This window comes from Peribacillus sp. TH27, assembly GCF_016650915.1.
GTDB classification, from domain to species: domain Bacteria; phylum Bacillota; class Bacilli; order Bacillales; family DSM-1321; genus Peribacillus; species Peribacillus butanolivorans.
Window position 1 is genome coordinate 3,623,274 of record NZ_JAEKEV010000002.1, and the last position, 21,418, is coordinate 3,644,691.

Consider the following 21,418-nt stretch of genomic DNA (forward strand, 5'->3'; position numbering starts at 1 on the left):
AATGGGTCAGTAGTTGTAGCCCAAGGAATTGAGAGTATTGGAGAAGCTATGGTATTATCAAGGTATAAGGTTGATTTGGTACTGGGCTATTACTAGGCTAGACCTTCAATTGTAGATAAAATTCATGTGTCATCTTAGATCAGAAAGGATCTGGAAAGAATGTACTTTGTAGACCGACAAAAAATTGAACAGATTTTAGGATTTCTTGAAAAACAGCTTGGGCTTTTTGAAGGGCAAGATAATTGGGATGGAGACCTTTCGGAGCTTATCGTCGAAAGGCTCATACACACTTCCATCGATTCTGTGTTGGATGTAGGGAATGCAGTAATTGATGGTTTTATTATGCGTGATCCAGGCAGTTACGAAGATATTATTGATATCCTTCATGATGAAAAAGTCATTTCCGAAGTTATCGCCATACAATTTAAAAAGGTGCTGCCGCTAAGAAAAATGCTAGTTCAGGATTTCATTGAAGTGAACCATCAAGAACTACTTTCCGTATTCGAGGAAAACATAGAGGCATTTAAACAATTCCCTGATTTGGTAAGAAACTATTTAACAAACGAATTGGGTCCTGTTTCAGCTTTTAAAAATTAGTTTGGTTAGGTAAGGGGGAATTCAAATGAAATCGTACAAAGGATATTTAATTGATTTAGATGGCACGATGTACCGTGGAACCGAACAAATTGCAGAAGCAGCAGGTTTTATTAATGAACTAAGAAAAAGAGATATCCCTTATTTATTCGTAACCAATAACTCTTCCCGGACTCCGGCACAGGTAGCGGATAAATTAAGAAGCATTGGTATTTCAACTGAAGATGACCAGGTATTCACGACAAGTATGGCTACAGCGAATTACATTGCTGAACAAAAAGAAGATGCATCCGTTTATGTAGTTGGTGAAGAAGGCATTATCGAGGCTCTTAAGGAAAAGGGAATGAATCTTGTTGATGAATCTCCTGACTTTCTTGTGATGGGTATCGACCGTGGCGTTAATTACGAAAAACTGTCAAAAGCTTGTCTTGCAGTGAGAAATGGCGCCATTTTCATTTCAACTAATGGTGATATTGCCATCCCTACTGAACAGGGTCTATTACCGGGAAATGGCGCGTTGACGTCCGTTGTCTCTGTTTCTACTCAGGTACAGCCGATATTCATTGGAAAACCTGAATCCGTCATAGTAGAGCAGGCGCTAAGAGTATTGGGTGTACCAAAAGAAGAAACAATCATGGTCGGCGACAATTATGATACGGATATTTTGGCTGGCCTTAACGCAGGTATCGATACATTACTTGTACATACAGGTGTAACAACAAAAGAACGCTTAGAGCAATATGAGAAGCAGCCTACATATGTGGTGGACACGCTCGACCTATGGCACTTCGAATAAAAAAATCCAGGCCTGCGAAAGCAGCCCTGGATTTTTTTATGGAACTGGAATTTAGATGTATCATAAAATTTCAGCATATATTCAAAATTAAGGGGAATTTGTGGAGATGAAAAAATTTATCTCCGATTGTTTAAAGGTGGTGTCCACTATTCAACATTTTTAGTTCGATGGGCAAGTCGGCTTGATGCGGCAGCAGCAATAGCACCGACGATATCGTCTAAAAAAGTATGGACCTTACCTGTGCTTTTATCGTTTAAATATTTCAAGATACCGGGTTTTTGCTTGTCGATAAATCCATAATTCGTAAAACCGATAGATCCATACACATTTACAATCGATAAGGCTAATATCTCATCGACTCCATATAGTCCTTCATCTATTTCAATGATGCTTTGTAGAGGCTCTTCAAGCAATTTTTTCTCAGCTAAAATATCCAACTGTATGCCGGTTAAGATAGCATTTTGGACCTCGCGTTTAGAGATTACCCGTTCGACATTGTGAAGGCAATCAGACATTTGAAGATTTTCATGGTAGCTTTTTTGCAGATACATGACAAGCTCTGCAATATCCTCTAGTTTCACTCCCCGTTCACTTAGCCATCTTCGAGCCGTTTGTTCAGATATTGATTGTTCAATATTAGCCATGGTCTTCACCCATTTCTCTATATTTTAAGGGATAGTTCTAACGCTAGTAGTACTGTGGTAAAACTGAAAATCCTGAAACATGCTTTTATTTCCTAATAAGGTTTCGATAATCATTCAGAAAACGGGTTATTCCACATATATATAAGTATATAATGTCCAAATATTTCTATTTTTATCCATTTGATGAAAGGGGCAATTTTATGATAGAAGAAATCATTTTTAATAATTACGGTATACAAGTAGAGCGAGAGGAAGCCAATAGCCGGTTTCCTAGCTTTCGTTCTGGAAATATGTTTTACAGCATTGTTCCAATAGAAAATGTGGAACAAGAGGAATTAGTGGAACGTCATAAAATGTCTCAGCATCTGATTTCACAGGGAGATCGTCATGTTTCAGCCTTTGTCCTTGCAAATCATGGCAGTTATGTTTCGGAAGCGGATGAGCAATTATTTATCCTCCTTGCTAATGAGGCATTGGAAGGTCCGAAAAATTTCAACCCGGGCCGGCGTTTAGCGAGATTTCATCAGCGTGGGAGAGATATTAATGAAACGATTCGAACATGTTCAAGAATTGGTAAATGGAAAGAGCTCTGGGAACAAAGGATTGATCAATTAGAAATGATCTGGAAGGATAAGCTGAACGCCCATCCGGATAACCAGTTTGAAAAATTATTTGTAGAAACCTTTCCCTATTATATGGTATTAGGTGAAAATGCGATTCAATATTTAGTCGACACGGAAATTGATGATACCCCACAACTTGTCGACAGTGGAACGGTATGCTATGAACGATTTTTACATGATACCTGGAAAAGCAATAATTGGATGAAAAATCCGTTTGATTGGGTATTCGACCATGGAACAAGGGATGTGGCAGAATGGGTGAGGGAACACTATTTTCAAAACAAACATACTTATCAGCGAGGCATTGCGCATTTTTTTCATGAATATCAGAATGTAGAGCAGTTTTCGAGTTTCTCTGCTCGGTTGTTATATTCGAGAATGCTGTTTCCGATTCATTATTTTGAAACAGTCGAAGAGTATTTTTCCAAAACAACGGAATCAAGATCCAATGAACTGGAAGATAAGATATCTTCAATTACGAAATCATCCCAACAATATGAGTCTTTCCTCAAACATTTTTATGAATTGGCGGAAGTCCCGGTCAAGCAATATAATTTGCCTCAAATTGACTGGATTTAGATAAAAACTGGAAAGAAATATGATTCATCCTTGCTTACTATGTTATGATAAAAACAAGATTTTTTAGAATAGTTTGATATTTATTTACTTTACTTCAAGATGAGGAAGGATGAATCCATGAAAAGAATTATGATGGCTACCCTTTTATTCCTACTAGTCTTCCAAGCATCGATACCTGCCAAGGCTGAAACGAAAACAAGTTGTGAAGCAACGCAATTCAAGATTGTCATTAAGAGCACAACTGATTTGAAAGAAAAGGCGTCGGCTGGCAGTAAAACCTTAAAAACATATAAGAAAAATAAAGAGTTATCAGTCAGTGGGAGAACTGGAAACTGGTATAAGGTTTGCTATTCAAAAAAGACCGCATATATCAGTATGACAGATGCCAAAGAGGTATTCAGTTCCAGTGAAAAAGCCATTCTGAAGAAATTTGATACGAGAAAGAATGTTAACCAAGTTGTAGCTGTCACAGGAAAATCTATGAGTGATACCAAGGTGACAATTCAAACATATGAGAAGAAAAAAGGCGAATGGCGACGTGCGTTAAAGAAGATGGAGGGCGTCATTGGGAAGAACGGCTTTACGAAGAGTAAAAAAGAGGGCGACGGAAAATCACCTATTGGAATATATTCATTTGGTACGGCTTTTGGAAGTGAAACGAAGCCGGCAAATATGAAAATGAAATATAAGAAAACAACCAAAAATGATTACTGGATTGATGATCAGACCTCGAAGGATTATAACAAGTGGAGGACTTACACGGGAAATCCTGCTGATAAATGGAAGTCTTTTGAAAGGATGAACCATGAACTCTATAAATATGGAGCGGTCATCAATTATAATATGAATCCCATCAAAAAAGGAAAAGGCAGTGCAATCTTTCTTCATATATGGAGAGGAGAAACTAAGCCGACAGCGGGATGCACGGCTACTGCTGAAAAGAATGTACTAAGTTTGTTGAAATGGATGGATCCCGAGCAAAACCCACATATAATTATGGGGACGAATGAATCCTTGAAATCCGTTAAGTAATATCCATCAAAATGGTTCTCCCATAAAAAATTTAGGGGTATTCGATCTTACTCTTTCAAGGGATAGAAGAAAAAAATCTTGAAGACTGTATTTTCTAACTATTGATAATTAAATAAAAAAAACATATAATGTCTACTATACAAATACAAATGTTTTCTTCAGGTAAACAGTTCTTAAGGGGGAACCAAATATGAAAACCATCTCGATCGGATTATTGGGGTTAGGTACAGTCGGATCAGGAGTCGTACAAATTATCGAAAGTCATCAGGACAAGCTCATGCATCAAGTAGGTTGTTCAATATCAATTAATAAGATACTTGTCAAGGATACGACGAAGGAGCGCCTTGTTGATATTGATAAAAGTATGTTAACTTCCAATCCAGAGGATATTCTTTCGAATCCTGAGATTGATGTAGTTATTGAAGTAATGGGCGGAATTGAAGAAACACGCAGCTATTTAATAGAAGCGTTGAACAATAAAAAGCATATCGTAACGGCTAATAAAGATCTGATGGCCTTATATGGTCCGGAACTGCTGGAATTGGCCACTGAGAATCAGTGTGATTTGTTCTATGAAGCAAGTGTTGCAGGGGGAATACCGATTTTGCGAGGTCTTGTTGATGGATTATCTTCTGACCGAATCACAAAAATGATGGGAATTGTCAATGGAACGACGAACTTCATTTTAACGAAAATGAGCAAAGAAGGCAGAGCCTATGAAGACGTATTAAAGGAAGCACAAGAGCTAGGATTTGCAGAATCTGATCCAACAGCTGATGTAGGGGGATTGGATGCGGCCCGAAAAATGGCGATTCTATCGACTCTTGGTTTCTCAATGAATATTGGCTTACATGATGTTGAGGTACAGGGGATTACTGAGATTTCTGAAGAGGATTTGAGATACAGTAAAAAGCTGGGCTATACAATGAAATTGATTGGAGTGGCTTCTAGAGCTGGAGATAGGGTTGAAGTAAGCGTCCAACCAGCCTTGCTTCCGGAAGCACATCCATTAGCATCGGTAAATAATGAATATAATGCGGTATATGTTTATGGGGAAGCTGTAGGAGAAACGATGTTTTACGGACCAGGGGCTGGTAGCCTGCCGACCGCGACTGCTGTTGTTTCAGATATGGTAACGGTCATCAAGAATATGAGACTAGGTGTAAATGGGCGAAGTGCTGTTTCACCGCAGTACCCGAAACAATTAAAAGATGCTACAGAGATTTTTGCTAAGTTCTTTATCCGGTTGCATGTACAGGATGAAGTGGGAGTTTTAGCTAGAATCACGAATTTATTTGCAGAGCATGGGGTTGGATTCGACAAAATCCTTCAACTGCCGCTGGATGAAAAAGAATCTTCCGAAATCGTACTGGTTACACATACAGCTTCTTTGGCAGCATTTGAACAAATAAAGCAGAAATTACATGATTACAATATGGTAAGAGAAGTCAAAAGCACATACCGAGTTGAAGGAGAGAACATCAAATGAGCTGGCAAGGACTAATTAGTGAATATAAAGAATTTTTACCTGTAAATGAAAATACACCTGCACTTTCCCTATTAGAAGGAAACACACCTTTAATTAAACTAAACCGTTTATCTGAAGAGTGGGGAATCGACCTGCATGTAAAATATGAAGGAGCGAATCCGACGGGTTCGTTTAAAGACCGCGGAATGGTCATGGCTGTTGCCAAAGCAATCGAGGCGGGCAGTGACACAATCATCTGTGCGTCTACTGGAAATACATCAGCAGCTGCAGCAGCTTATGCAGCGCGTGCTAACCTACGCTGTATCGTCGTTATTCCAGAGGGGAAAATTGCAATGGGTAAGCTTGCTCAAGCTGTTATGTACGGAGCTGAGATTATCTCAATTGAAGGGAATTTTGACCAAGCATTAAATATCGTTCGTTCACTTAGTGAGAGTTCACCAATTACTCTTGTGAACTCGGTAAACCCATTTAGGATTGAAGGCCAGAAGACGGCCGCGTTCGAAATCTGTGACGCCCTAGGCACGGCACCTGATATTTTGGCGCTTCCAGTTGGAAATGCAGGGAATATTACTGCTTACTGGAAAGGGTTTAAAGAATATAATGAGACGAAACAAACGGGTCTCCCTGAAATGAGAGGGTTCGAGGCGGAAGGCGCCGCTGCGATTGTTCGGGACACTATTATTGAAAATCCTGAAACAATTGCAACAGCTATCCGTATTGGTAACCCTGCAAGCTGGAAATTCGCTGTGGAAGCAGCAAGCGAATCTAACGGTAAAATTGATGAGGTGACCGACGAAGAAATACTGGAAGCTTATCATTTCCTTGCGAAAAAAGAAGGAGTATTTGCTGAACCAGCATCATGTGCATCTATTGCAGGTATTTATAAACAATTAAAAAGCGGTGAAATTAAAAAGGGAAGCAAGATTGTAGCGGTGCTAACAGGGAATGGCTTGAAAGATCCGAATGTGGCAGTTGATACAAGTACCATTCAACCAACGTTGCTGCCAATGGATGAAGGGATTATTTTAGAACATCTGCAAGGTGTGAAGCAGGCATGAGTGCAGATTCTGAGATGTTCTTGATCCGTGTACCAGCGAGTACGGCCAATTTAGGACCAGGGTTCGATTCAATCGGCCTGGCCCTAGGACTTTACTTAGAAGTACACGGATCTTTATCAGACCATTGGGAAGTCATCCCGCTGTCTGAGGAAATGTCTGTTTTCCCTGGGGATGATTGTAATTATATTGTTCAAATTGCCAAGAAAACGGCAGCTTCTTATGGAAAAGAACTTTCCCCATGTCGCCTTTATGTTTCAAGTGAAATCCCACTTGCCAGGGGCCTCGGAAGCAGTGCATCTGCCATTGTAGCAGGTATTGAATTAGCAAACCTGGTAGGTGAACTCCATTTATCCGATGAGGAAAAGAATAGACATGCCTCTCTCTTTGAAGGGCACCCTGATAATGCAGGGGCCTCTGTTTACGGTGGATTGGTTGTAGGATTGCATACAGAGGAAAGAACTGATGTCCTTTCGTTTCCAATTGAGGGCGTTAAGGTAATTGCAGTCATTCCTGATTTTGAATTGCTTACAGAGGATTCAAGAAATGTCCTTCCAAATTCGCTTCCCTATAAAGAAGCGATAAACGGAAGTGCGGCAGCCAATGTTTTGCTTGCTGGAATCTTGTCGAATGATTGGAATCTTGTCGGTAAAATGATGCAAAATGATCGTTTTCATCAACCATATAGGGCTGGGCTAGTGCCTCATTTAGCACAAATAGAAGAGGTTGTCCTTAATGAAGGTGCGTATGGTACTGCACTAAGTGGTGCAGGTCCCACTGTTCTGTGCTTGGTCTCTGCCGAAAAAGCAGGCAGTGTGATTTCAAGTTTGACAGAAATCTTTCCGGACTTTCAAGTGAAAGAGTTGCAAATTGATAACGATGGCAGCCATACAGTGATCTTATCAGAGGAAGAAAAGAAGGAATTGAACTTTATTAAATCGTGAGCCATACCTGCTTCATATACTTACTCTTTAATTATAAAAAAAGCTGACCCCTTCAAAAGCCGTATCAATTCAATTGATAGGACCGAAAGAGGAGTCAGCTTTATTTCTATAACAGGCAAAAAAGGTTCTTGGCTGTGTGTATCTAAAATGGTTGAACGTATATTAGCTGAAGTGATACTCTAGCTAATATACGTTATACGTTATTATAAAGGCTATTAGAAAACTTGTTCTACTTCCACTACACCGGGAACTTCTTCAAGAAGAGCACGCTCAATCCCAGCTTTTAGCGTAATGGTCGAACTTGGACAGCTTCCGCAAGCTCCTAGTAATCGTAATTTTACAATTCCATCTTCTACGTCAACTAGTTCACAGTCACCGCCATCACGAAGAAGAAACGGACGAAGCTTATCTAGAACATCTTGAACTTGGGCTTCCATTGTTTGGTCAGACATTGCAATCGACTCCTTTCCTAATCATATTATAATGCGAAGATAGTAAAAAATCCAACTGTAGCTTGCGGAAAAATAATCTATCTTATTCAAGTAAGCTAGGAACAGGTGAATGGTTTTAAAAAGTTATCGAAATGAAGCTAAAAAACTAAAATAAAGGAGGAAGAGTATGGTAAAGAAAGAAATTGAGATAGAAGTATATGGGGCGGAACAGATTTGTGCAAGTTGTGTAAATCTTCCCTCTTCGAAAGATACGTGTGAGTGGCTAGAAGCTGCTTTAACGAGAAAATTTCCTGAGCAGAACTTTAAAATTTCGTATATCGATATGTTTAATCCTCCAGAAAATATTAAGCAAAAAAGCTTTGCAGCAAAGATGATTGAAGAGGATTTATTTTATCCGCTTGTCATCATTGAGGATGAAATCGTTGCAGAAGGAAATGTGCGTCTTAAAAAAGTGGTGGAAGTGATGGGGAAATATGGATATAAAGTTTAAGTGATATATAATGGAAGGAAAATAAAAAAACTGACCCGTTTGGAAGCTTGTCGCAACTTCTTGGGTCAGTTTATGAAATCTTGAATCAACCGTTATGGTATTTATACATCCATAGAATTCCTGATTTCATCAGGCGTGCTACTCTTCCGGTAATAGGACGATTTGCAACAAGACCGAAACCTTGTTTCTTCCCAAGAGAGCCCAATGTCCCCTTTAATTTCATGGTAGGGAAGCTTTCTGGAAGTGGTTCATTTGCCCATTTTTTTACAAGGACTTGGACGATTTGTTCAGCTTGTGATTCCGCTAATTGGGCACTTGGTGCATGCGGCAGGCTAGCACAGTCGCCGACTACAAAGATGCTATCATTAGATGGAAGGAAATGCTGAGGCGTCAGTACTGCTCTACCTTGACCGTCTTTTTCAATATCCATATCGCGGATTATTTTACTTGGCTGAATGCCAGCTGTCCAGACGATGACGTCACTTTGAACGGCTTCATCGCCATTATAAAGAAGGTTTGGTTCAACTTTGGTTATATTAGAATGATGAATAATTTCAATTGTATGTTTATCAAACCAAGATTCGACAAAGGTACTTAGTCTTTCTGGGAATGCAGATAGAATATGTGGTCCACGGTCAAATAGCTTAACATTTAAATCAGAACGACTCTCAATCAATTCGCTGGCTAACTCAACACCGCTAAGTCCTCCACCAATTATTGATACAGTTGCACCAGCACCTAAATTATTCAATGCTGAATATGTGCGACGTGATTTATCAATGGTTTGGATACTATAAGTATGTGTGTCTGCACCAGGAATATTGTGGTATTTATCTTCGCAGCCAAGGCCAATAACTAAATCATCATAAACAACAGGCTCTTGATTTTCTAAAATAACTTGTTTATTTTCCATATCGATGGAAAGTACTTCTCCGTATACGTTCTTCAAGCGAGGATGTTCTGGAAATGCAACACGGATGTGCTGATCAGGAATGGTACCTGCTGCTAAAGCATAATATTCCGTTTTTAAGCAGTGATAAGGATTACGGTCGATAAGCGTGATGCTCACATTTTCAGGAAGCTGATTAGGCAGCAATCTTTGCAACATGCGCATACCACCATAGCCACCACCAAGTATGACTAAATTCTTCATATGTTTTTTTCCCCTTTATTTGATCTCTTGAAAAATTTGTTAATTATTTCACTTGTAAAAGTAAATGTCCTACTATAGGATTCCCCCAAATGAATCCCTTTAAAATTTCATTAAATATATATGCCCCAATTTAATAAGAATAAAAATAAATAAATGATTTTCTTGTTTTACATACCCCGACAAAAGTATAACGAATATAAAGGGAAATCACAACTGGTATCTTAAAATCGGCTTATTTTTTGTGCGTAAATATTGACTGTATATGGAAGATGTAATAAGATGTATTGTTAATAACGATGAGGTGAAACAATGTATCCGATTATTGAATTTTGTGTAAGCAATCTAGCCAGTGGTGCTCAAGAGGCTTTGGAAAGATTAGAACGCGATCCTAATTTAGATATTATTGAATATGGTTGTCTGGGTCATTGTGGTAGATGTTCCAGTAACTTATACGCACTTGTAAATGGTGAAGTAATTTTTGGGGATACAACGGATGAACTGGTAGAAAAAATATATAAGTTTATTGATGAGTATCAAATGTTTTAATCATCAATAACAATCAAAAAGGCTGTTCCTTTTGGGGTAGTCTTTTTGCTTGTTATAAAATAGGTACAGAAGACATTCCATGCTTTTGTCATATAGAGGCCTTAAATCTTCGATAAAGATTCCCCCCTTTTTAAGAGTAAGACTATTTGCTTGGTTCATTATATCTATACACCTTAATATAACCTAATTTTTATAAAATGTTGGTACAATAGGAGATGGAAGATTAATTTTTTCGAGCTGGAAAATTGAGCGGGTGAAATTCTTTGGTATATAATATAAGGAGAAATAGTCTATCTCACATATCAGAAGAAGGAGGGATTTATTGTGAGTGAAGTTGTTCAAATAACGGAAGCTGCTGCTTTTCAGATAAAAGAAATGATGAAGCAAAATGGTGAAGAAGGTTCCTTTTTAAGAGTGGCTGTTAAAGGCGGAGGCTGCAGTGGATTATCCTACGGAATGGGCTTCGAACAAGAGCCCGGAGAGAAAGATGACCAGCTGGAACAGTTTGAAATTAAGATCCTTGTGGATAACGAGGATGCAGATATATTGAATGGAACAGTGATTGATTATAAACAAACGATGATGGGTGGAGGGTTTACAATTGAAAACCCAAATGCTATCGCGTCATGCGGTTGTGGGTCTTCTTTCAAAACAGCAAAGAACGCTGGTACACCGGAGAATTGCTAAAAAATCTTGATTGTTGAAAAAAAGGTGATCACTTTTTAAAGTGCTCACCTTTTTAATGTTTATTAATTAAGCGATACTTTATATATTGTGCAGAGCTTCCTTGATTGGAAGGCTGCCGCCGCTGGAAATCTCAAATGTGTTATTAAATGTTTTTTCCTATGTGACAGAATGAGCAAGAACTGTAGCAACGTCGGCTCAATTGATTTGTGGGGATGGTCGACTTTTTCCTCACCTGTGATTTTGCCCACAGCTTTGTCATTGGTCAATGCTACTGACGGACAATGGTGTAAGTCATTCCACTTGCTTTTAAATGTTCATCCGCATCATGTTTTGCTTCGAGATAGTGGCGAAGTGTTTCTTGAGCTTGTTGTGGATTATCAGAACCATCAGAGCTTATCATTACAAAACGATCGATACCGTTCATCTTAGCAGCATCAATTAGTTTAATTGCTCTATTCTTATCCACAGCTGTCGTTTTAACGGGTCCTGTTTTTGGTCCGGGTCCGGCTGAAAATATGATCGCTTTCATGTTATCCACTGTTTTATCCACATTACCCCCTAAATCTGCAAGTATAGGGTGTCCGAGCTTGTTCTTCTTTCCGGATCATGCCATACACTGTAAGTTGTGGATTTTTTGAAAATTCTTCAATGATTCTTCAATAATATATGCTTTCCAGTTGTTCCATCAGCTCCTGCAATTAAAATATTCATATGTGCATTCTTTTTTTCTGTTTTACTAATATTCTCTACCCGTTATAAAACATGGTTAATACTGTGGATAATTCATAAGAAAAATAGTTATCCACAGTAGGAAAATGGGGACAATAAAAAAACCGGCTTTGATTATGCCGGTTCATGCATTGTATTGAAAGTTTGTTTATTAAAACATAGAGGAGCTGTGCATAGGCTGGACTTTTGCTTTTGGATCAATATATTGCTTAGCGTGATTAACAGCGGTTGGAGCCTCGCCAAAACCACTTGCAATTAATTTGACTTTGCCGTCATAGGTTGCAATATCTCCTGCAGCATAGATTCCGGGGATGTTTGTTTCCATTCTGGAGTTCACTAAGATGCTATTTTTCTGAATATCAAGTCCCCATTCTTTAATGGGACCCAGAGAAGAAACGAAACCGTAGTTGACAATAACTGCATCTACTTCTAAAGTTTCTGTATCTTCACCATTTGTATCCTTAAGGACCACTGTATGGATTTGATTTTCAATACCAATCAATTCTGCAGGTATGTAAGGGGTTTTTATTTCAACTTTTGAATTTTTAAGATTTTCTACACTATGTTCGTGGGCACGGAACTTATCTCTTCTGTGAACGATACTTACCTTCTCAGCGATAGGCTCAAGCATTAGTGCCCAGTCGACTGCTGAATCCCCGCCTCCGAAGACCACCACTTTTTTGCCTTCAAAATGATTAAGGTCATCGATGAAATAGTGCAGGTTGTTGCTCTCGTATTTTTTTGCATCTTCAATTTCGATGCGGCGCGGTTGGAATGCTCCATTCCCAGCTGTAATAATAATGGTTTTAGAATAATGAATTTCTTTATCAGTCGTTAGCTTGAATACGCCATCGGCTTGCTTTTCTACTTCTTTAACGGATTGTTCTAAGACTACAGTTTGTTCAAATTTTGCCATTTGCTCTTTCAAATTATTGACTAATTCCTGAGCGCGTACTTTAGGGAAACCTGCGATATCATAAATGTATTTCTCAGGATAAAGGGCTGATAATTGCCCGCCTAATTGTGGGAGACTCTCAATGATTTTCACGGATGCTTGTCTCATGCCACCATAAAATGCAGTAAATAGTCCGACTGGGCCTCCGCCAATGATGGTAATATCATAAACTTTTTCATTAACTTCCAACGTTATCCCTCCGATATACTAGGTTTGCTAAAATTTATTCTCTTATTTTACCATAGATAAAGTTTTAAAAAACGGAGAAAGATTCAAAAAGTAAGAAAGTTTCGACAATAAGAGAGGCATGCTAAATAAATAGAATGAGAATGTACTTCGCTATCCTATGTCAAGTAGGTAAAAGTGCTCTTTATGCTATAAAAAGAGTAGTAAAATACTGCATAACCACTAAGTAATTAGTGTCATTTTTTATCTGTATTTTAATTAAGAAAAAATTCAGATTGTTACTTGAAAAAGGATAGGAAAACGACTAATATTTACTTAGACATCATTTTGTAAAATTTTTATGAACTTTTTATGACAATTTTGAAATAGTACGTGAAATAAGTCACAAATGTATAAGAGTGCTTTTTATAATGGAAATTATAGGATAGTCAATAGATTTTAGTTATGGGAAGCATCACAAGAAAATATCGTAAAGGTGGACGAATACTTTTGAAAAAGCCAACTATCGTTGTTTTAGGAGCAGGTTATGGTGGATTAATGACCGTTACTCGTTTACAAAAAGCATTAGGTCAAAATGAAGCAGAAATCGTATTAGTTAACAAAAATGATTACCACTATGAAACAACCTGGCTACATGAAGCATCCGCTGGAACTCTTCACCACGATCGTGTGCGTTACCCAATCAAAAGTGTAATCAACAGCAGTAAAGTTAAATTCATCCAAGACTCTGTTTTAGAAGTTAAAACAGAAGATAAAAAAGTTATTCTTGAAAACGGCGAAGTTTCTTATGATTTCCTTGTGGTAGGACTTGGACCAGAATCTGAAACTTTCGGAATTCAAGGGTTAAAAGAATATGCTTTCTCTATCTCTAACGTAAACACTGCACGTGAAATCCGTGATCATATTCAATTGCAATTTGCTACTTACAGCTCAGAAGTTGAGAAAAATGAAGATCGCTTAACAATCGTTGTTGGTGGAGCAGGATTTACGGGTATCGAATTCCTTGGAGAATTAGCTAACCGTGTCCCTGAACTTTGTAAAGAATACGATATCGATTTCCAAAAAGTTCGTATGTACTGTGTAGAAGCAGCACCAGCTGTTCTTCCGGGTTTCGATCCAGAATTAGTGGACTATGCTGTGTCTTACCTTGAGAAAAAAGGTGTGGAATTCAAAATCGGTACTCCGATTAAAGGTGCTACTCCTGAAGGTATTATCGTTGCAAAAGGCGAAGATGAAGTAGAAGAAATCAAAGCAGGAACTGTAGTATGGGCAGCTGGCGTACGTGGTAGCTCAGTTATTGAAGCTTCTGGCTTTGAAGCAATGCGCGGACGTATTAAAGTAAACCTTGATATGCGTGCACCAGGTCATGACGATATCTTCATTGTAGGTGACTGTGCATTAATCATCAACGAAGAAATTAATCGTCCATATCCTCCTACTGCACAAATCGCTATGCAACAAGGTGAAGTTATTGCGAAAAACCTCACTAAATTAGTACGTAACCAAAGTGACCTTGAGACTTTCACATTCGAAAACAAAGGAACTGTATGTTCACTTGGTGATGACAATGCGATTGGCGTTGTATTCGGCAAGAAAGTTACAGGGAAAACCGCTTCATTTATGAAGAAAATGGTTGATAATAGAGCGTTATTAATGATTGGTGGAGCCTCCCTAGTTGCTAAAAAGGGTAAATTCAACGTCCTTTAATTTTAAAATATATTCCGAAAGCCGTTTGGGGATTTTCCCTGAATGGCTTTTTTTTTATTATATGGAAACATCTCAATCTTTAGCAAGTATGTGTTCTTGAAATAATGATACTCACTCTGTGAGAGATGAGGAGTATGTGCCATTCAGATGTGGAACACAATGAAAAATAAGTATTGGTATAAGATTAGATTGATAAAGTTTTGTACGTTACAGACATATTATTGAACTCATCCCAAATAGATGCTAATAAATTGATTAAGTCAAACCCTTGAATGAACGGATAGTATCTGTCTCACTATTGTACATTCTCTGTGGTTTTATGGGAAAAATGGGTTTACACTACTAATAGTGGAAATTAAATAGAGGGAAGTGGGATTTGGTGGAACGCTGCAAAAATGTTTGGCTGGCTGTGTCTGGTCTTGTGATATCCGATACGGGTGAATGGCTGGTCGTCAACAAACGTTACGGCGGGTTGAAGGGGCAGTGGTCTCTTCCTGCCGGTTTTGTCAAAAATGATGAAACAGTTGATGAAGCTGTCATAAGAGAAGTGTTAGAGGAGACAGGCATTCATACAGAAATCGAAGGCATGGTAGGTGTAAGAAGCGGGGTCATTAAAGGGGAAATAAGTGATAATATGTTAGTGTTTTTACTTAAGCCGCTTAGTTTTGAAGTGACCGCTCAATTGGATGAATTGTATGAAGCTAAATTTTATGATCCTGATTTACTCATACAGGAAGGCAAGCAATCTTTATTATTAGAACAACTATTAGCCTTTAAAAAGGAAAGAATGCAGACTATGCTGGACGGGTTAAACCCGGGAAATCAATTTGGATATACATCGTATAAATTATTTATGTGATTTGGTTAATTATCGTTTGTTCGGTATTATTTGGTATTAAGTCGTTGACGTACCAATTATGTTTTCAGTAAACTAAAAGTGTTGCTTTAAAGGAGGGTCTAGAATAACATGCCATTGCCTGTTTTAATTATCTCAATACTCTTATTTTTTATATTATTTTTTGGTATAGGCTTTTTGCTTAATATGCTCTTTCGTTCTTCATGGATCATGGTCATCTTATTTCCAATCGTTTTCATCATCATAGTTAATGAAACTAAGCTAATCGAATATTTCAGAAATCCGGGGATATCTTTTTCGCAGCTTGGGACGAACCTTACTTCCTTGCATACTGCGGATATTATAATTTTATCAAGTGGATTACTTGGAGCGGTTTTAGCTGGAGTCGTTATTAAGACTTTAAGAAATAAAGGATATCAAATGTTTTAAATATGAAGGACTGTCATTTATCGGCAGTCTTTTTTTATTTTTTGTATATAAAATAAAAAATTGTTTTTATGTTTTATGAATACTTTCACTAGGGAAAGGGAACAAATATCCTTGTGAGAGGAGTGAAACAAATATACATGAAGATTTTAAAGACATTATTTTTGAGGGTTGCTATCATCATATTATTTATCTTAGCTATTGAATCAACCTTAAATCATGTTTTTGGAGCATCGTCAGAAGTTCACCCTTTAGAGGATGCTGTGAGACAAAATCGAATGATTGGTCTCGAATATAAAGCCGTACATAGAGGGAGCCATGTCACAACACTAGCGGCCTCCGCTTCAATGAGCAATAGTCCAGCAACTATTGAAGAGGCAATCGAGCTCTCTAAATATCCTAAGCATGAGGTTTTGGCAACAGGATATACAGCAGGGTATGAGTCGACAGGAAAGTATCCGGAAAGCCCATCTTATGGGATTACATATTCAGGGGTGAAGGTGAAGAGGGATTTGTTTTCCACCATTGCTGCTGATCTTACTGTTTTTCCGCTAGGCACCATCCTTTGGATACCTGGTTATGGGTTTGGAGTAGTAGCAGATAAGGGTGGAGCGATTAAAGGAAATCACCTCGATCTATACTACGAAACGGTACAAGATGTGTATGAAAACTGGGGAAAGAAAACCCTAGAAGTATATATTGTGCAAAAAGGGAATGGAAATTTATCAGAAGCACAATTAAACAAGTTGAATGAAACCAAAGTTAGGCAGGTTTTTAAGCATAAAATTGCCGAAAAGGCATTAAACAAAAAGGTTTCTTCCTTTGCCTTTTAAAAGCTAACTAGATGACTATTAAAATTCCAATCGACGGAAATCAGGAGTTTAAAAAAAGGTTGACTCAACTTGGGAGTCAGCCTTTTTTGATGTAATTTTTGTTATAGCAGATGCTTTATTGACTTACCTAATGCCGCTGTAGGCCTCAGGGTGAAGAGTCATAGCCAGCTTTGACAATCCATCTAGTAAACGAGGAGAAGGCCTGCAGAATAAAGGTTCCTCCATAATATGAATGTTATTATCTCGGACAGCCTTTATCTCTGCCCACCCTTTCCGTTTCTTGACCAGCTCAGGTTTTACTTTTCGTAAAGGAACACCGACCCAGGCTAAACAAATATGATCAGGATTCTTTGTTTGGACCTCTTCGGAAGGAACCTGAATACTTGCCATATCTATCTCTTCAAAAAGATTATACCCACCGGCCAGTCGGCTGATCTCCGTTAACCAGTTAACCCCCCCAGGGCTGAATAGGGGATTAGGCCACCATTCCCAATATAGGGATGGCTTTGTTTCGATTTTGTCGGCAATCGTTTTATATTGCAAGATAGTCGCCCGGAATTTGGCAGCCTGTTCCTCTGCTATATCCTTAGCGTAAATGGCCTTGCCAAGTGTCAGCAAGTCCTGGGCGATATCTTCAAGCGATTGCGGGTTGAAAATAATATAAGGGAGATTTCTTTCCTTTAGTCCTTCAATATTTTTTTCCATGCCAGGTACACTCAGTGAAGCCAGCACCAAATCAGGCTTTAATGATTCTACGAGTTCGATATTTATCGACAAATCCGGACCGACTTTTGGCAGATGCTGAATGGATTCAGGCCAATCTGAATAGTCATCAATTGCAATCAGCTGTTCTTCAATACCCAAATATGTGCAAAGCTCTGTATTGCTTGGGCAAAGAGAGATTATTTTCATGTTAACCACCTACCCTTGAAAGATAAAAAAGTGAAGAATAAGTGCAATGAATACTCCTGTTAAGGCACCGAAAAAGACCTCAATAGGTTTATGGCCTAGCAGTTCCTTTAATTGTTGCTGTTTCTGTTTCTCCGCTTTTTTCTGCCAATTCTTTGCTTGCTCGACAAACGTATTAAAGTCTGTTACGAGTTGATTTAAGACAGCCGCCTGTTCTCCTGCCTGCCGTCTTACTCCAGTCGCATCAAACATCGTGATGACGGCGAATATGGTAGCAACGGCAAAGACCGGGGAGTCCATTCCGGTTTCTATCCCCACGGCTACGGTAAGAGCGGACACGGCCGCTGAGTGAGAGCTTGGCATACCGCCAGTCGAGTTAAGAAGTGACCAGTTAACTTTACGAAAAGCGATAAAATGAATGGGTACTTTAATGAATTGAGCAAAGAAAATGGCAATTAATGCTGCGATTAAAGGGAAGTTAAAAAATAATTCCAAAAGTATCAGCCTTCTTTCTGATTATAAAATAACGTTGAAATCTATATAAAGGTGAATAAGTAATCTTGCTTCTTTCATCGGACGATTTGGCCCTTATTATACTTTCCATCAAATCCTGTCGATTACCTGCTTGTAAGAGTAAATATGATCTTTCTTATACTATTTCTCTAAAGGTGGGTATTCTAAACTATATCTCTTATTATTATTAACATTGGTCCTTATTCGAAAATTTCGGAAGATTTCGTTATAATAAAGATAATCGAACGGAGGAGGTATCAGAATGTTTACAGTAAAAAATTCCTTGAATATAGATGTAATCGAAGAATGCCTGATTATAGGCGTTTTTGACCGGCCCATAAAATTTGCCGGTATAGGAAAAGAAGCCGATGAGAAATTATCCGGTCAACTTACTGAATTAGTGAAGGCAGGTGAAATCTCTTTCAAGAAAAAATCAGTTGTAAAAATACATACATTAGGAAAATTAGGTGTAAAGAGATTGATCTTTGTAGGGTTGGGCAAGGATAAAGAGCTTACCCTTGAAACGTTGCGTGAAGCTCTGGGTAAATCGTGTAAAACAATTGCAAAATCAAAACTTACGACGCTTTCGATAGCATTGGATACATTTACGACTGAAAACTTAGATGCACTAGATGCTGCCCACGCCTTTTCTGAGGCTTTCGAGCTGGCTTCCTATAAGTTTGCGGGCTACAAACAAAAATCGAATCAGGCTGAAAAAAATATTGAATCAATTACGGTCTATAGTGAATTTGATAACGAAGAAGTTGGAGCTGCCCTTCATGTTGGCCGTATTTTTGGAAGAGCAACGAATTCAGCCAGAACATTGGTTAACACACCAGGGAATTTGTTGACATCAAAGGATCTAGCTGACTATTCATCTACTTTAGGTGAACGTTATGGTTTTGAAGTAGAAATCCTTGAGAAAGAAGACATGCTCAAGCTAGGTATGGGTGCTCTTCTTGCAGTTAATCAAGGGTCGGTCGAACCTCCGAAAATGATTGTCCTTAAGTATCAAGGCAAAGAAGAATGGACAGATGTTATCGGGTTGGTGGGAAAAGGTATCACTTTTGATACTGGTGGCTACTCATTGAAAACGAAGGCTGGAATCGTCGGAATGAAGACGGATATGGGAGGAGCGGCAGCGGTTTTAGGTGCAATGGAAATTATAGGTGAATTAGGACCGGATCAAAATGTCGTAGCTGTCATTCCTTCTACTGATAACATGATCAGCGGCGATGCCTTTAAGCCGGATGATGTGATTACTGCCATGAGCGGCAAAACGATTGAGGTATTGAATACTGATGCGGAAGGACGGCTTGTTTTGGCGGATGCTATAACGTACGCTAAACATCATGGTGCAGAATATCTTGTTGACGTTGCAACCTTAACTGGTGGTGTTATAACGGCCCTAGGTATGGATATGACGGGTGCAATGACCAATAACGTGAAATTCTATGAGCAAGTCCTTAAAGCCTCAGAGGAAGCGGGAGAGCCGATGTGGCGTCTGCCAATTACCGAAAAAGACAAAGAACGGGTGCGCAACAGTAAAATAGCGGATTTGAATAATTCACCAGGTGGAGCTGGACATGCAATCATGGGCGGTGCCTTTATAGGTGAATTTGCCGAAGCAACTCCATGGGTGCATCTGGATATTGCCGGAACATCCACGACCTCGATTAGTTCCGAATTATGCACAGCGGGGGCTACTGGAGTCATGGCACGTACGCTCGCATTGTTAGTTGAAACTTTCGAATCGTAAACAAATGAACTTAATGAACCGAAGCCGAAAAAAGGGCTTCGGTTTTTTGAAAAGATTGGTCATTACCTACATATCCCTCCATTTCAAGCTGACGATGATACGCGTTTCATCACCTGTTATTTGATGGAAATCAAAGCGTATTCCATCAGGGCTATACATGATGTCAGGTACGGTTTTGACGCCTGTCTTTCGAATCATATCGATCACGACAGTCTTTTTTGATTCTTGAGCAGCAGTCATTAACCTGGTGGAGAAGGGCATGGATGTGGCTAAAGTATCCACGACTTTTTTTACATCGAGTAGTAAAGATTGCGAAGACTTTGCTGATTTAACTAACATATCTGGATTAGCGGCCGAGAAGGGGCGGAACATTGGTCCTTCGGATTTTCGATACATATTCTCTGCCTTGTCACAAATCGGAAAAAGGTCAGGGTCGTATAAAAAATAAGGGAAATCCTCCAAAATCTTGCCTTCCTTTCCTGAGTCTATCTATAGACACGTTTTCTTTATACGTTAAAATATGTATTATAGATAGCCGATATGATAGCGGTTTGAGAAAAACCTACTTGAAAATTAGAAACAAACACACACTATTATTTGTAAACTCATTCATTGACAGGTATAGTGTATAGTAATATACTTACTTACCTAAAGTAAGGGGCAGGCTCACTATAAATTATAAAATAGGTGATGTTATTATGAATATAACCAAGCAAACAAAAGACCTTTTAATAGATAAAATGAACATCATTAAAACTCCAGGGAAAGATGATCTATGCCTTGTGGGGCCGGTGAATCTTCCAGTTGAACAAGGGGATTTCTCTACTGTTTTTCAATGGTATACATGGCTCCAGTTAGATGGCACTGAGAACGAAAAGGAAACAGTACTTGAGTCGCTTTCAGAAGCCAACCTGGCTTTTGGTCAGCAATCTTCTGTATTGGTGTACGGTGATTTCCAGAAGTCGGAGGATGCACTAGTCCGTATGCATAGCATCTGTCACACAGGGGATATCTTTGGCAGTAAACGCTGTGATTGCGGATACCAGCTTCACCAATCAATGAAGATGATAGCCGAGCATGGTTGCGGCGCTATTTTTTACCTTGCAGACCATGAAGGAAGAGGGATAGGCTTGTTCTCGAAATCCTTGGCATATTTGCTTCAACAAGAAGGTTATGACACTGTTGAAGCGAATCAAGCTTTAGGATTTGAAGACGACACACGGTCGTATGAGGGTGCCATTCGGGTATTGAGAGAACTGCGTGAGAATCCAGTAACTTTGATTACGAATAACCCGAAAAAGTTGAACGCTCTTAAAAAGCATGGACTTGCGGCTAAAGACCATATCCCACTTTGGGGCGGTTTGACAGACGATAATAGTTTCTATCTGAATACAAAGGTTAAGAAATCCGGGCATATTCCGCAAAAGAAGCCTACTTTGATTGTGTAAGGAGAATGTGGCT

General features: G+C 38.8%; 24 protein-coding genes. 16 read left to right on the forward strand and 8 right to left on the reverse strand.

The window, feature by feature from the left end; all coding sequences use genetic code 11:
• The first annotated feature begins 159 nt into the window (after positions 1–159).
• Both JFU24_RS18745 and JFU24_RS18750 read left to right on the forward strand, forming a co-directional pair.
• On the forward strand, positions 160–597 hold the full coding sequence (locus JFU24_RS18745; protein ID WP_201187207.1) for a DUF86 domain-containing protein: 438 nt from the start codon (positions 160–162) through the stop codon (positions 595–597).
• 25 nt (positions 598–622) lie between these two features.
• Positions 623–1,390 (forward strand): TIGR01457 family HAD-type hydrolase, encoded by a 768-nt coding sequence (locus tag JFU24_RS18750; protein ID WP_201187206.1) that lies wholly within the window; start codon positions 623–625, stop codon positions 1,388–1,390.
• A gap of 146 nt (positions 1,391–1,536) precedes the next feature.
• On the opposite strand, the gene JFU24_RS18755 is transcribed toward JFU24_RS18750, so the two are convergent.
• Positions 1,537–2,034: a phosphatidylglycerophosphatase A family protein gene (locus JFU24_RS18755; RefSeq protein WP_201187205.1), complete on the reverse strand. Its 498-nt coding sequence runs from the start codon at positions 2,032–2,034 to the stop codon at positions 1,537–1,539.
• A gap of 200 nt (positions 2,035–2,234) precedes the next feature.
• Here JFU24_RS18755 and yutH point away from each other — a divergent pair, with 200 nt between their 5' ends.
• The 5 genes from yutH (at position 2,235) to thrB (ending at position 7,756) form a co-directional block, all read left to right on the forward strand.
• A complete protein-coding gene (yutH, locus tag JFU24_RS18760) occupies positions 2,235–3,236 on the forward strand; it encodes a spore coat putative kinase YutH (protein WP_056524703.1) in 1,002 nt (333 codons plus the stop codon).
• 117 nt (positions 3,237–3,353) lie between these two features.
• Complete coding sequence (locus tag JFU24_RS30395) at positions 3,354–4,268, forward strand: L,D-transpeptidase family protein (RefSeq protein WP_242485362.1); 915 nt, start codon at positions 3,354–3,356, stop codon at positions 4,266–4,268.
• A 190-nt stretch (positions 4,269–4,458) separates the two neighbouring features.
• Positions 4,459–5,757, forward strand: coding sequence for a homoserine dehydrogenase (locus tag JFU24_RS18770; protein ID WP_057215288.1), 1,299 nt, complete (start codon positions 4,459–4,461; stop codon positions 5,755–5,757).
• Positions 5,754–6,815 carry a threonine synthase gene (gene thrC / locus JFU24_RS18775; RefSeq protein ID WP_201222726.1) on the forward strand — a complete coding sequence of 354 codons (1,062 nt, stop codon included), beginning with the start codon at positions 5,754–5,756 and terminating at the stop codon, positions 6,813–6,815. Before JFU24_RS18770 ends, thrC begins: the two co-directional genes overlap by 4 nt.
• The gene (gene thrB, locus JFU24_RS18780; protein WP_201250288.1) at positions 6,812–7,756 is read left to right on the forward strand and encodes a homoserine kinase; all 945 of its coding nucleotides are present in this window, start codon (positions 6,812–6,814) and stop codon (positions 7,754–7,756) included. The genes thrC and thrB overlap by 4 nt, the downstream gene beginning before the upstream one ends.
• A gap of 215 nt (positions 7,757–7,971) precedes the next feature.
• Here thrB and JFU24_RS18785 read toward each other — a convergent pair whose 3' ends face one another.
• A complete protein-coding gene (locus JFU24_RS18785) occupies positions 7,972–8,208 on the reverse strand; it encodes a NifU family protein (protein WP_053348710.1) in 237 nt (78 codons plus the stop codon).
• 166 nt (positions 8,209–8,374) lie between these two features.
• On the opposite strand from JFU24_RS18785, the gene JFU24_RS18790 reads away from it, so the two are divergent.
• On the forward strand, positions 8,375–8,698 hold the full coding sequence (locus tag JFU24_RS18790) for a YuzD family protein (RefSeq protein WP_201187203.1): 324 nt from the start codon (positions 8,375–8,377) through the stop codon (positions 8,696–8,698).
• Positions 8,699–8,783: 85 nt separating this feature from the next.
• Here the strand turns inward: JFU24_RS18790 and JFU24_RS18795 are convergent, their stop codons facing one another.
• Complete coding sequence (locus JFU24_RS18795) at positions 8,784–9,851, reverse strand: NAD(P)/FAD-dependent oxidoreductase (RefSeq protein ID WP_053348712.1); 1,068 nt, start codon at positions 9,849–9,851, stop codon at positions 8,784–8,786.
• 309 nt (positions 9,852–10,160) lie between these two features.
• Here JFU24_RS18795 and JFU24_RS18800 point away from each other — a divergent pair, with 309 nt between their 5' ends.
• Together JFU24_RS18800 and JFU24_RS18805 are read left to right on the forward strand one after the other, a co-directional pair.
• Positions 10,161–10,397, forward strand: a complete 237-nt coding sequence (locus JFU24_RS18800) for a YuzB family protein (protein WP_053348713.1) — start codon at positions 10,161–10,163, stop codon at positions 10,395–10,397.
• Between the two features lie 324 nt (positions 10,398–10,721).
• On the forward strand, positions 10,722–11,084 hold the full coding sequence (locus tag JFU24_RS18805) for a HesB/IscA family protein (RefSeq protein ID WP_056524722.1): 363 nt from the start codon (positions 10,722–10,724) through the stop codon (positions 11,082–11,084).
• Between the two features lie 268 nt (positions 11,085–11,352).
• Here the strand turns inward: JFU24_RS18805 and JFU24_RS18810 are convergent, their stop codons facing one another.
• Together JFU24_RS18810 and JFU24_RS18815 are read right to left on the reverse strand one after the other, a co-directional pair.
• Complete coding sequence (locus tag JFU24_RS18810) at positions 11,353–11,634, reverse strand: NAD(P)H-binding protein (protein WP_201187200.1); 282 nt, start codon at positions 11,632–11,634, stop codon at positions 11,353–11,355.
• Between the two features lie 330 nt (positions 11,635–11,964).
• Entirely contained in the window at positions 11,965–12,957 is a 993-nt protein-coding gene (locus JFU24_RS18815; RefSeq protein WP_201187198.1) for an NAD(P)/FAD-dependent oxidoreductase, read from the reverse strand.
• Between the two features lie 486 nt (positions 12,958–13,443).
• Here JFU24_RS18815 and JFU24_RS18820 point away from each other — a divergent pair, with 486 nt between their 5' ends.
• The 4 genes from JFU24_RS18820 (at position 13,444) to JFU24_RS18835 (ending at position 16,776) form a co-directional block, all read left to right on the forward strand.
• Entirely contained in the window at positions 13,444–14,661 is a 1,218-nt protein-coding gene (locus JFU24_RS18820) for an NAD(P)/FAD-dependent oxidoreductase (RefSeq protein WP_201187196.1), read from the forward strand.
• Positions 14,662–15,040: 379 nt separating this feature from the next.
• Complete coding sequence (locus JFU24_RS18825; protein ID WP_176527503.1) at positions 15,041–15,520, forward strand: NUDIX domain-containing protein; 480 nt, start codon at positions 15,041–15,043, stop codon at positions 15,518–15,520.
• A 108-nt stretch (positions 15,521–15,628) separates the two neighbouring features.
• Positions 15,629–15,946, forward strand: a complete 318-nt coding sequence (locus JFU24_RS18830) for a YuiB family protein (RefSeq protein ID WP_056524740.1) — start codon at positions 15,629–15,631, stop codon at positions 15,944–15,946.
• A 137-nt stretch (positions 15,947–16,083) separates the two neighbouring features.
• A complete protein-coding gene (locus JFU24_RS18835) occupies positions 16,084–16,776 on the forward strand; it encodes a 3D domain-containing protein (RefSeq protein ID WP_201250289.1) in 693 nt (230 codons plus the stop codon).
• 123 nt (positions 16,777–16,899) lie between these two features.
• On the opposite strand, the gene JFU24_RS18840 is transcribed toward JFU24_RS18835, so the two are convergent.
• Together JFU24_RS18840 and JFU24_RS18845 are read right to left on the reverse strand one after the other, a co-directional pair.
• On the reverse strand, positions 16,900–17,688 hold the full coding sequence (locus tag JFU24_RS18840) for a cobalamin-binding protein (RefSeq protein ID WP_201250290.1): 789 nt from the start codon (positions 17,686–17,688) through the stop codon (positions 16,900–16,902).
• A 9-nt stretch (positions 17,689–17,697) separates the two neighbouring features.
• Entirely contained in the window at positions 17,698–18,180 is a 483-nt protein-coding gene (locus tag JFU24_RS18845) for a divergent PAP2 family protein (protein ID WP_201187192.1), read from the reverse strand.
• 280 nt (positions 18,181–18,460) lie between these two features.
• Between JFU24_RS18845 and JFU24_RS18850 the strand changes: the two genes are divergently transcribed.
• Complete coding sequence (locus tag JFU24_RS18850) at positions 18,461–19,957, forward strand: leucyl aminopeptidase (protein WP_201187190.1); 1,497 nt, start codon at positions 18,461–18,463, stop codon at positions 19,955–19,957.
• A 66-nt stretch (positions 19,958–20,023) separates the two neighbouring features.
• Here JFU24_RS18850 and JFU24_RS18855 read toward each other — a convergent pair whose 3' ends face one another.
• A complete protein-coding gene (locus tag JFU24_RS18855) occupies positions 20,024–20,419 on the reverse strand; it encodes a hypothetical protein (protein ID WP_201187188.1) in 396 nt (131 codons plus the stop codon).
• A gap of 236 nt (positions 20,420–20,655) precedes the next feature.
• Between JFU24_RS18855 and JFU24_RS18860 the strand changes: the two genes are divergently transcribed.
• Complete coding sequence (locus tag JFU24_RS18860; protein ID WP_201222737.1) at positions 20,656–21,405, forward strand: GTP cyclohydrolase II; 750 nt, start codon at positions 20,656–20,658, stop codon at positions 21,403–21,405.
• The last annotated feature ends 13 nt before the right edge of the window (positions 21,406–21,418 follow it).

Bases quoted from the DNA above. Each gene is read 5' to 3' on its own strand.
- JFU24_RS18745 (WP_201187207.1), top strand. From the start codon at position 160: ATGTACTTTGTAGACCGACAAAAAATTGAACAGATTTTAGGATTTCTT.
- JFU24_RS18750 (WP_201187206.1), top strand. From the start codon at position 623: ATGAAATCGTACAAAGGATATTTAATTGATTTAGATGGCACGATGTAC.
- JFU24_RS18755 (WP_201187205.1), bottom strand. From the start codon at position 2,034: ATGGCTAATATTGAACAATCAATATCTGAACAAACGGCTCGAAGATGG.
- yutH (WP_056524703.1), top strand. From the start codon at position 2,235: ATGATAGAAGAAATCATTTTTAATAATTACGGTATACAAGTAGAGCGA.
- JFU24_RS30395 (WP_242485362.1), top strand. From the start codon at position 3,354: ATGAAAAGAATTATGATGGCTACCCTTTTATTCCTACTAGTCTTCCAA.
- JFU24_RS18770 (WP_057215288.1), top strand. From the start codon at position 4,459: ATGAAAACCATCTCGATCGGATTATTGGGGTTAGGTACAGTCGGATCA.
- thrC (WP_201222726.1), top strand. From the start codon at position 5,754: ATGAGCTGGCAAGGACTAATTAGTGAATATAAAGAATTTTTACCTGTA.
- thrB (WP_201250288.1), top strand. From the start codon at position 6,812: ATGAGTGCAGATTCTGAGATGTTCTTGATCCGTGTACCAGCGAGTACG.
- JFU24_RS18785 (WP_053348710.1), bottom strand. From the start codon at position 8,208: ATGTCTGACCAAACAATGGAAGCCCAAGTTCAAGATGTTCTAGATAAG.
- JFU24_RS18790 (WP_201187203.1), top strand. From the start codon at position 8,375: ATGGTAAAGAAAGAAATTGAGATAGAAGTATATGGGGCGGAACAGATT.
- JFU24_RS18795 (WP_053348712.1), bottom strand. From the start codon at position 9,851: ATGAAGAATTTAGTCATACTTGGTGGTGGCTATGGTGGTATGCGCATG.
- JFU24_RS18800 (WP_053348713.1), top strand. From the start codon at position 10,161: ATGTATCCGATTATTGAATTTTGTGTAAGCAATCTAGCCAGTGGTGCT.
- JFU24_RS18830 (WP_056524740.1), top strand. From the start codon at position 15,629: ATGCCATTGCCTGTTTTAATTATCTCAATACTCTTATTTTTTATATTA.
- JFU24_RS18835 (WP_201250289.1), top strand. From the start codon at position 16,084: ATGAAGATTTTAAAGACATTATTTTTGAGGGTTGCTATCATCATATTA.
- JFU24_RS18840 (WP_201250290.1), bottom strand. From the start codon at position 17,688: ATGAAAATAATCTCTCTTTGCCCAAGCAATACAGAGCTTTGCACATAT.
- JFU24_RS18850 (WP_201187190.1), top strand. From the start codon at position 18,461: ATGTTTACAGTAAAAAATTCCTTGAATATAGATGTAATCGAAGAATGC.
- JFU24_RS18860 (WP_201222737.1), top strand. From the start codon at position 20,656: ATGAATATAACCAAGCAAACAAAAGACCTTTTAATAGATAAAATGAAC.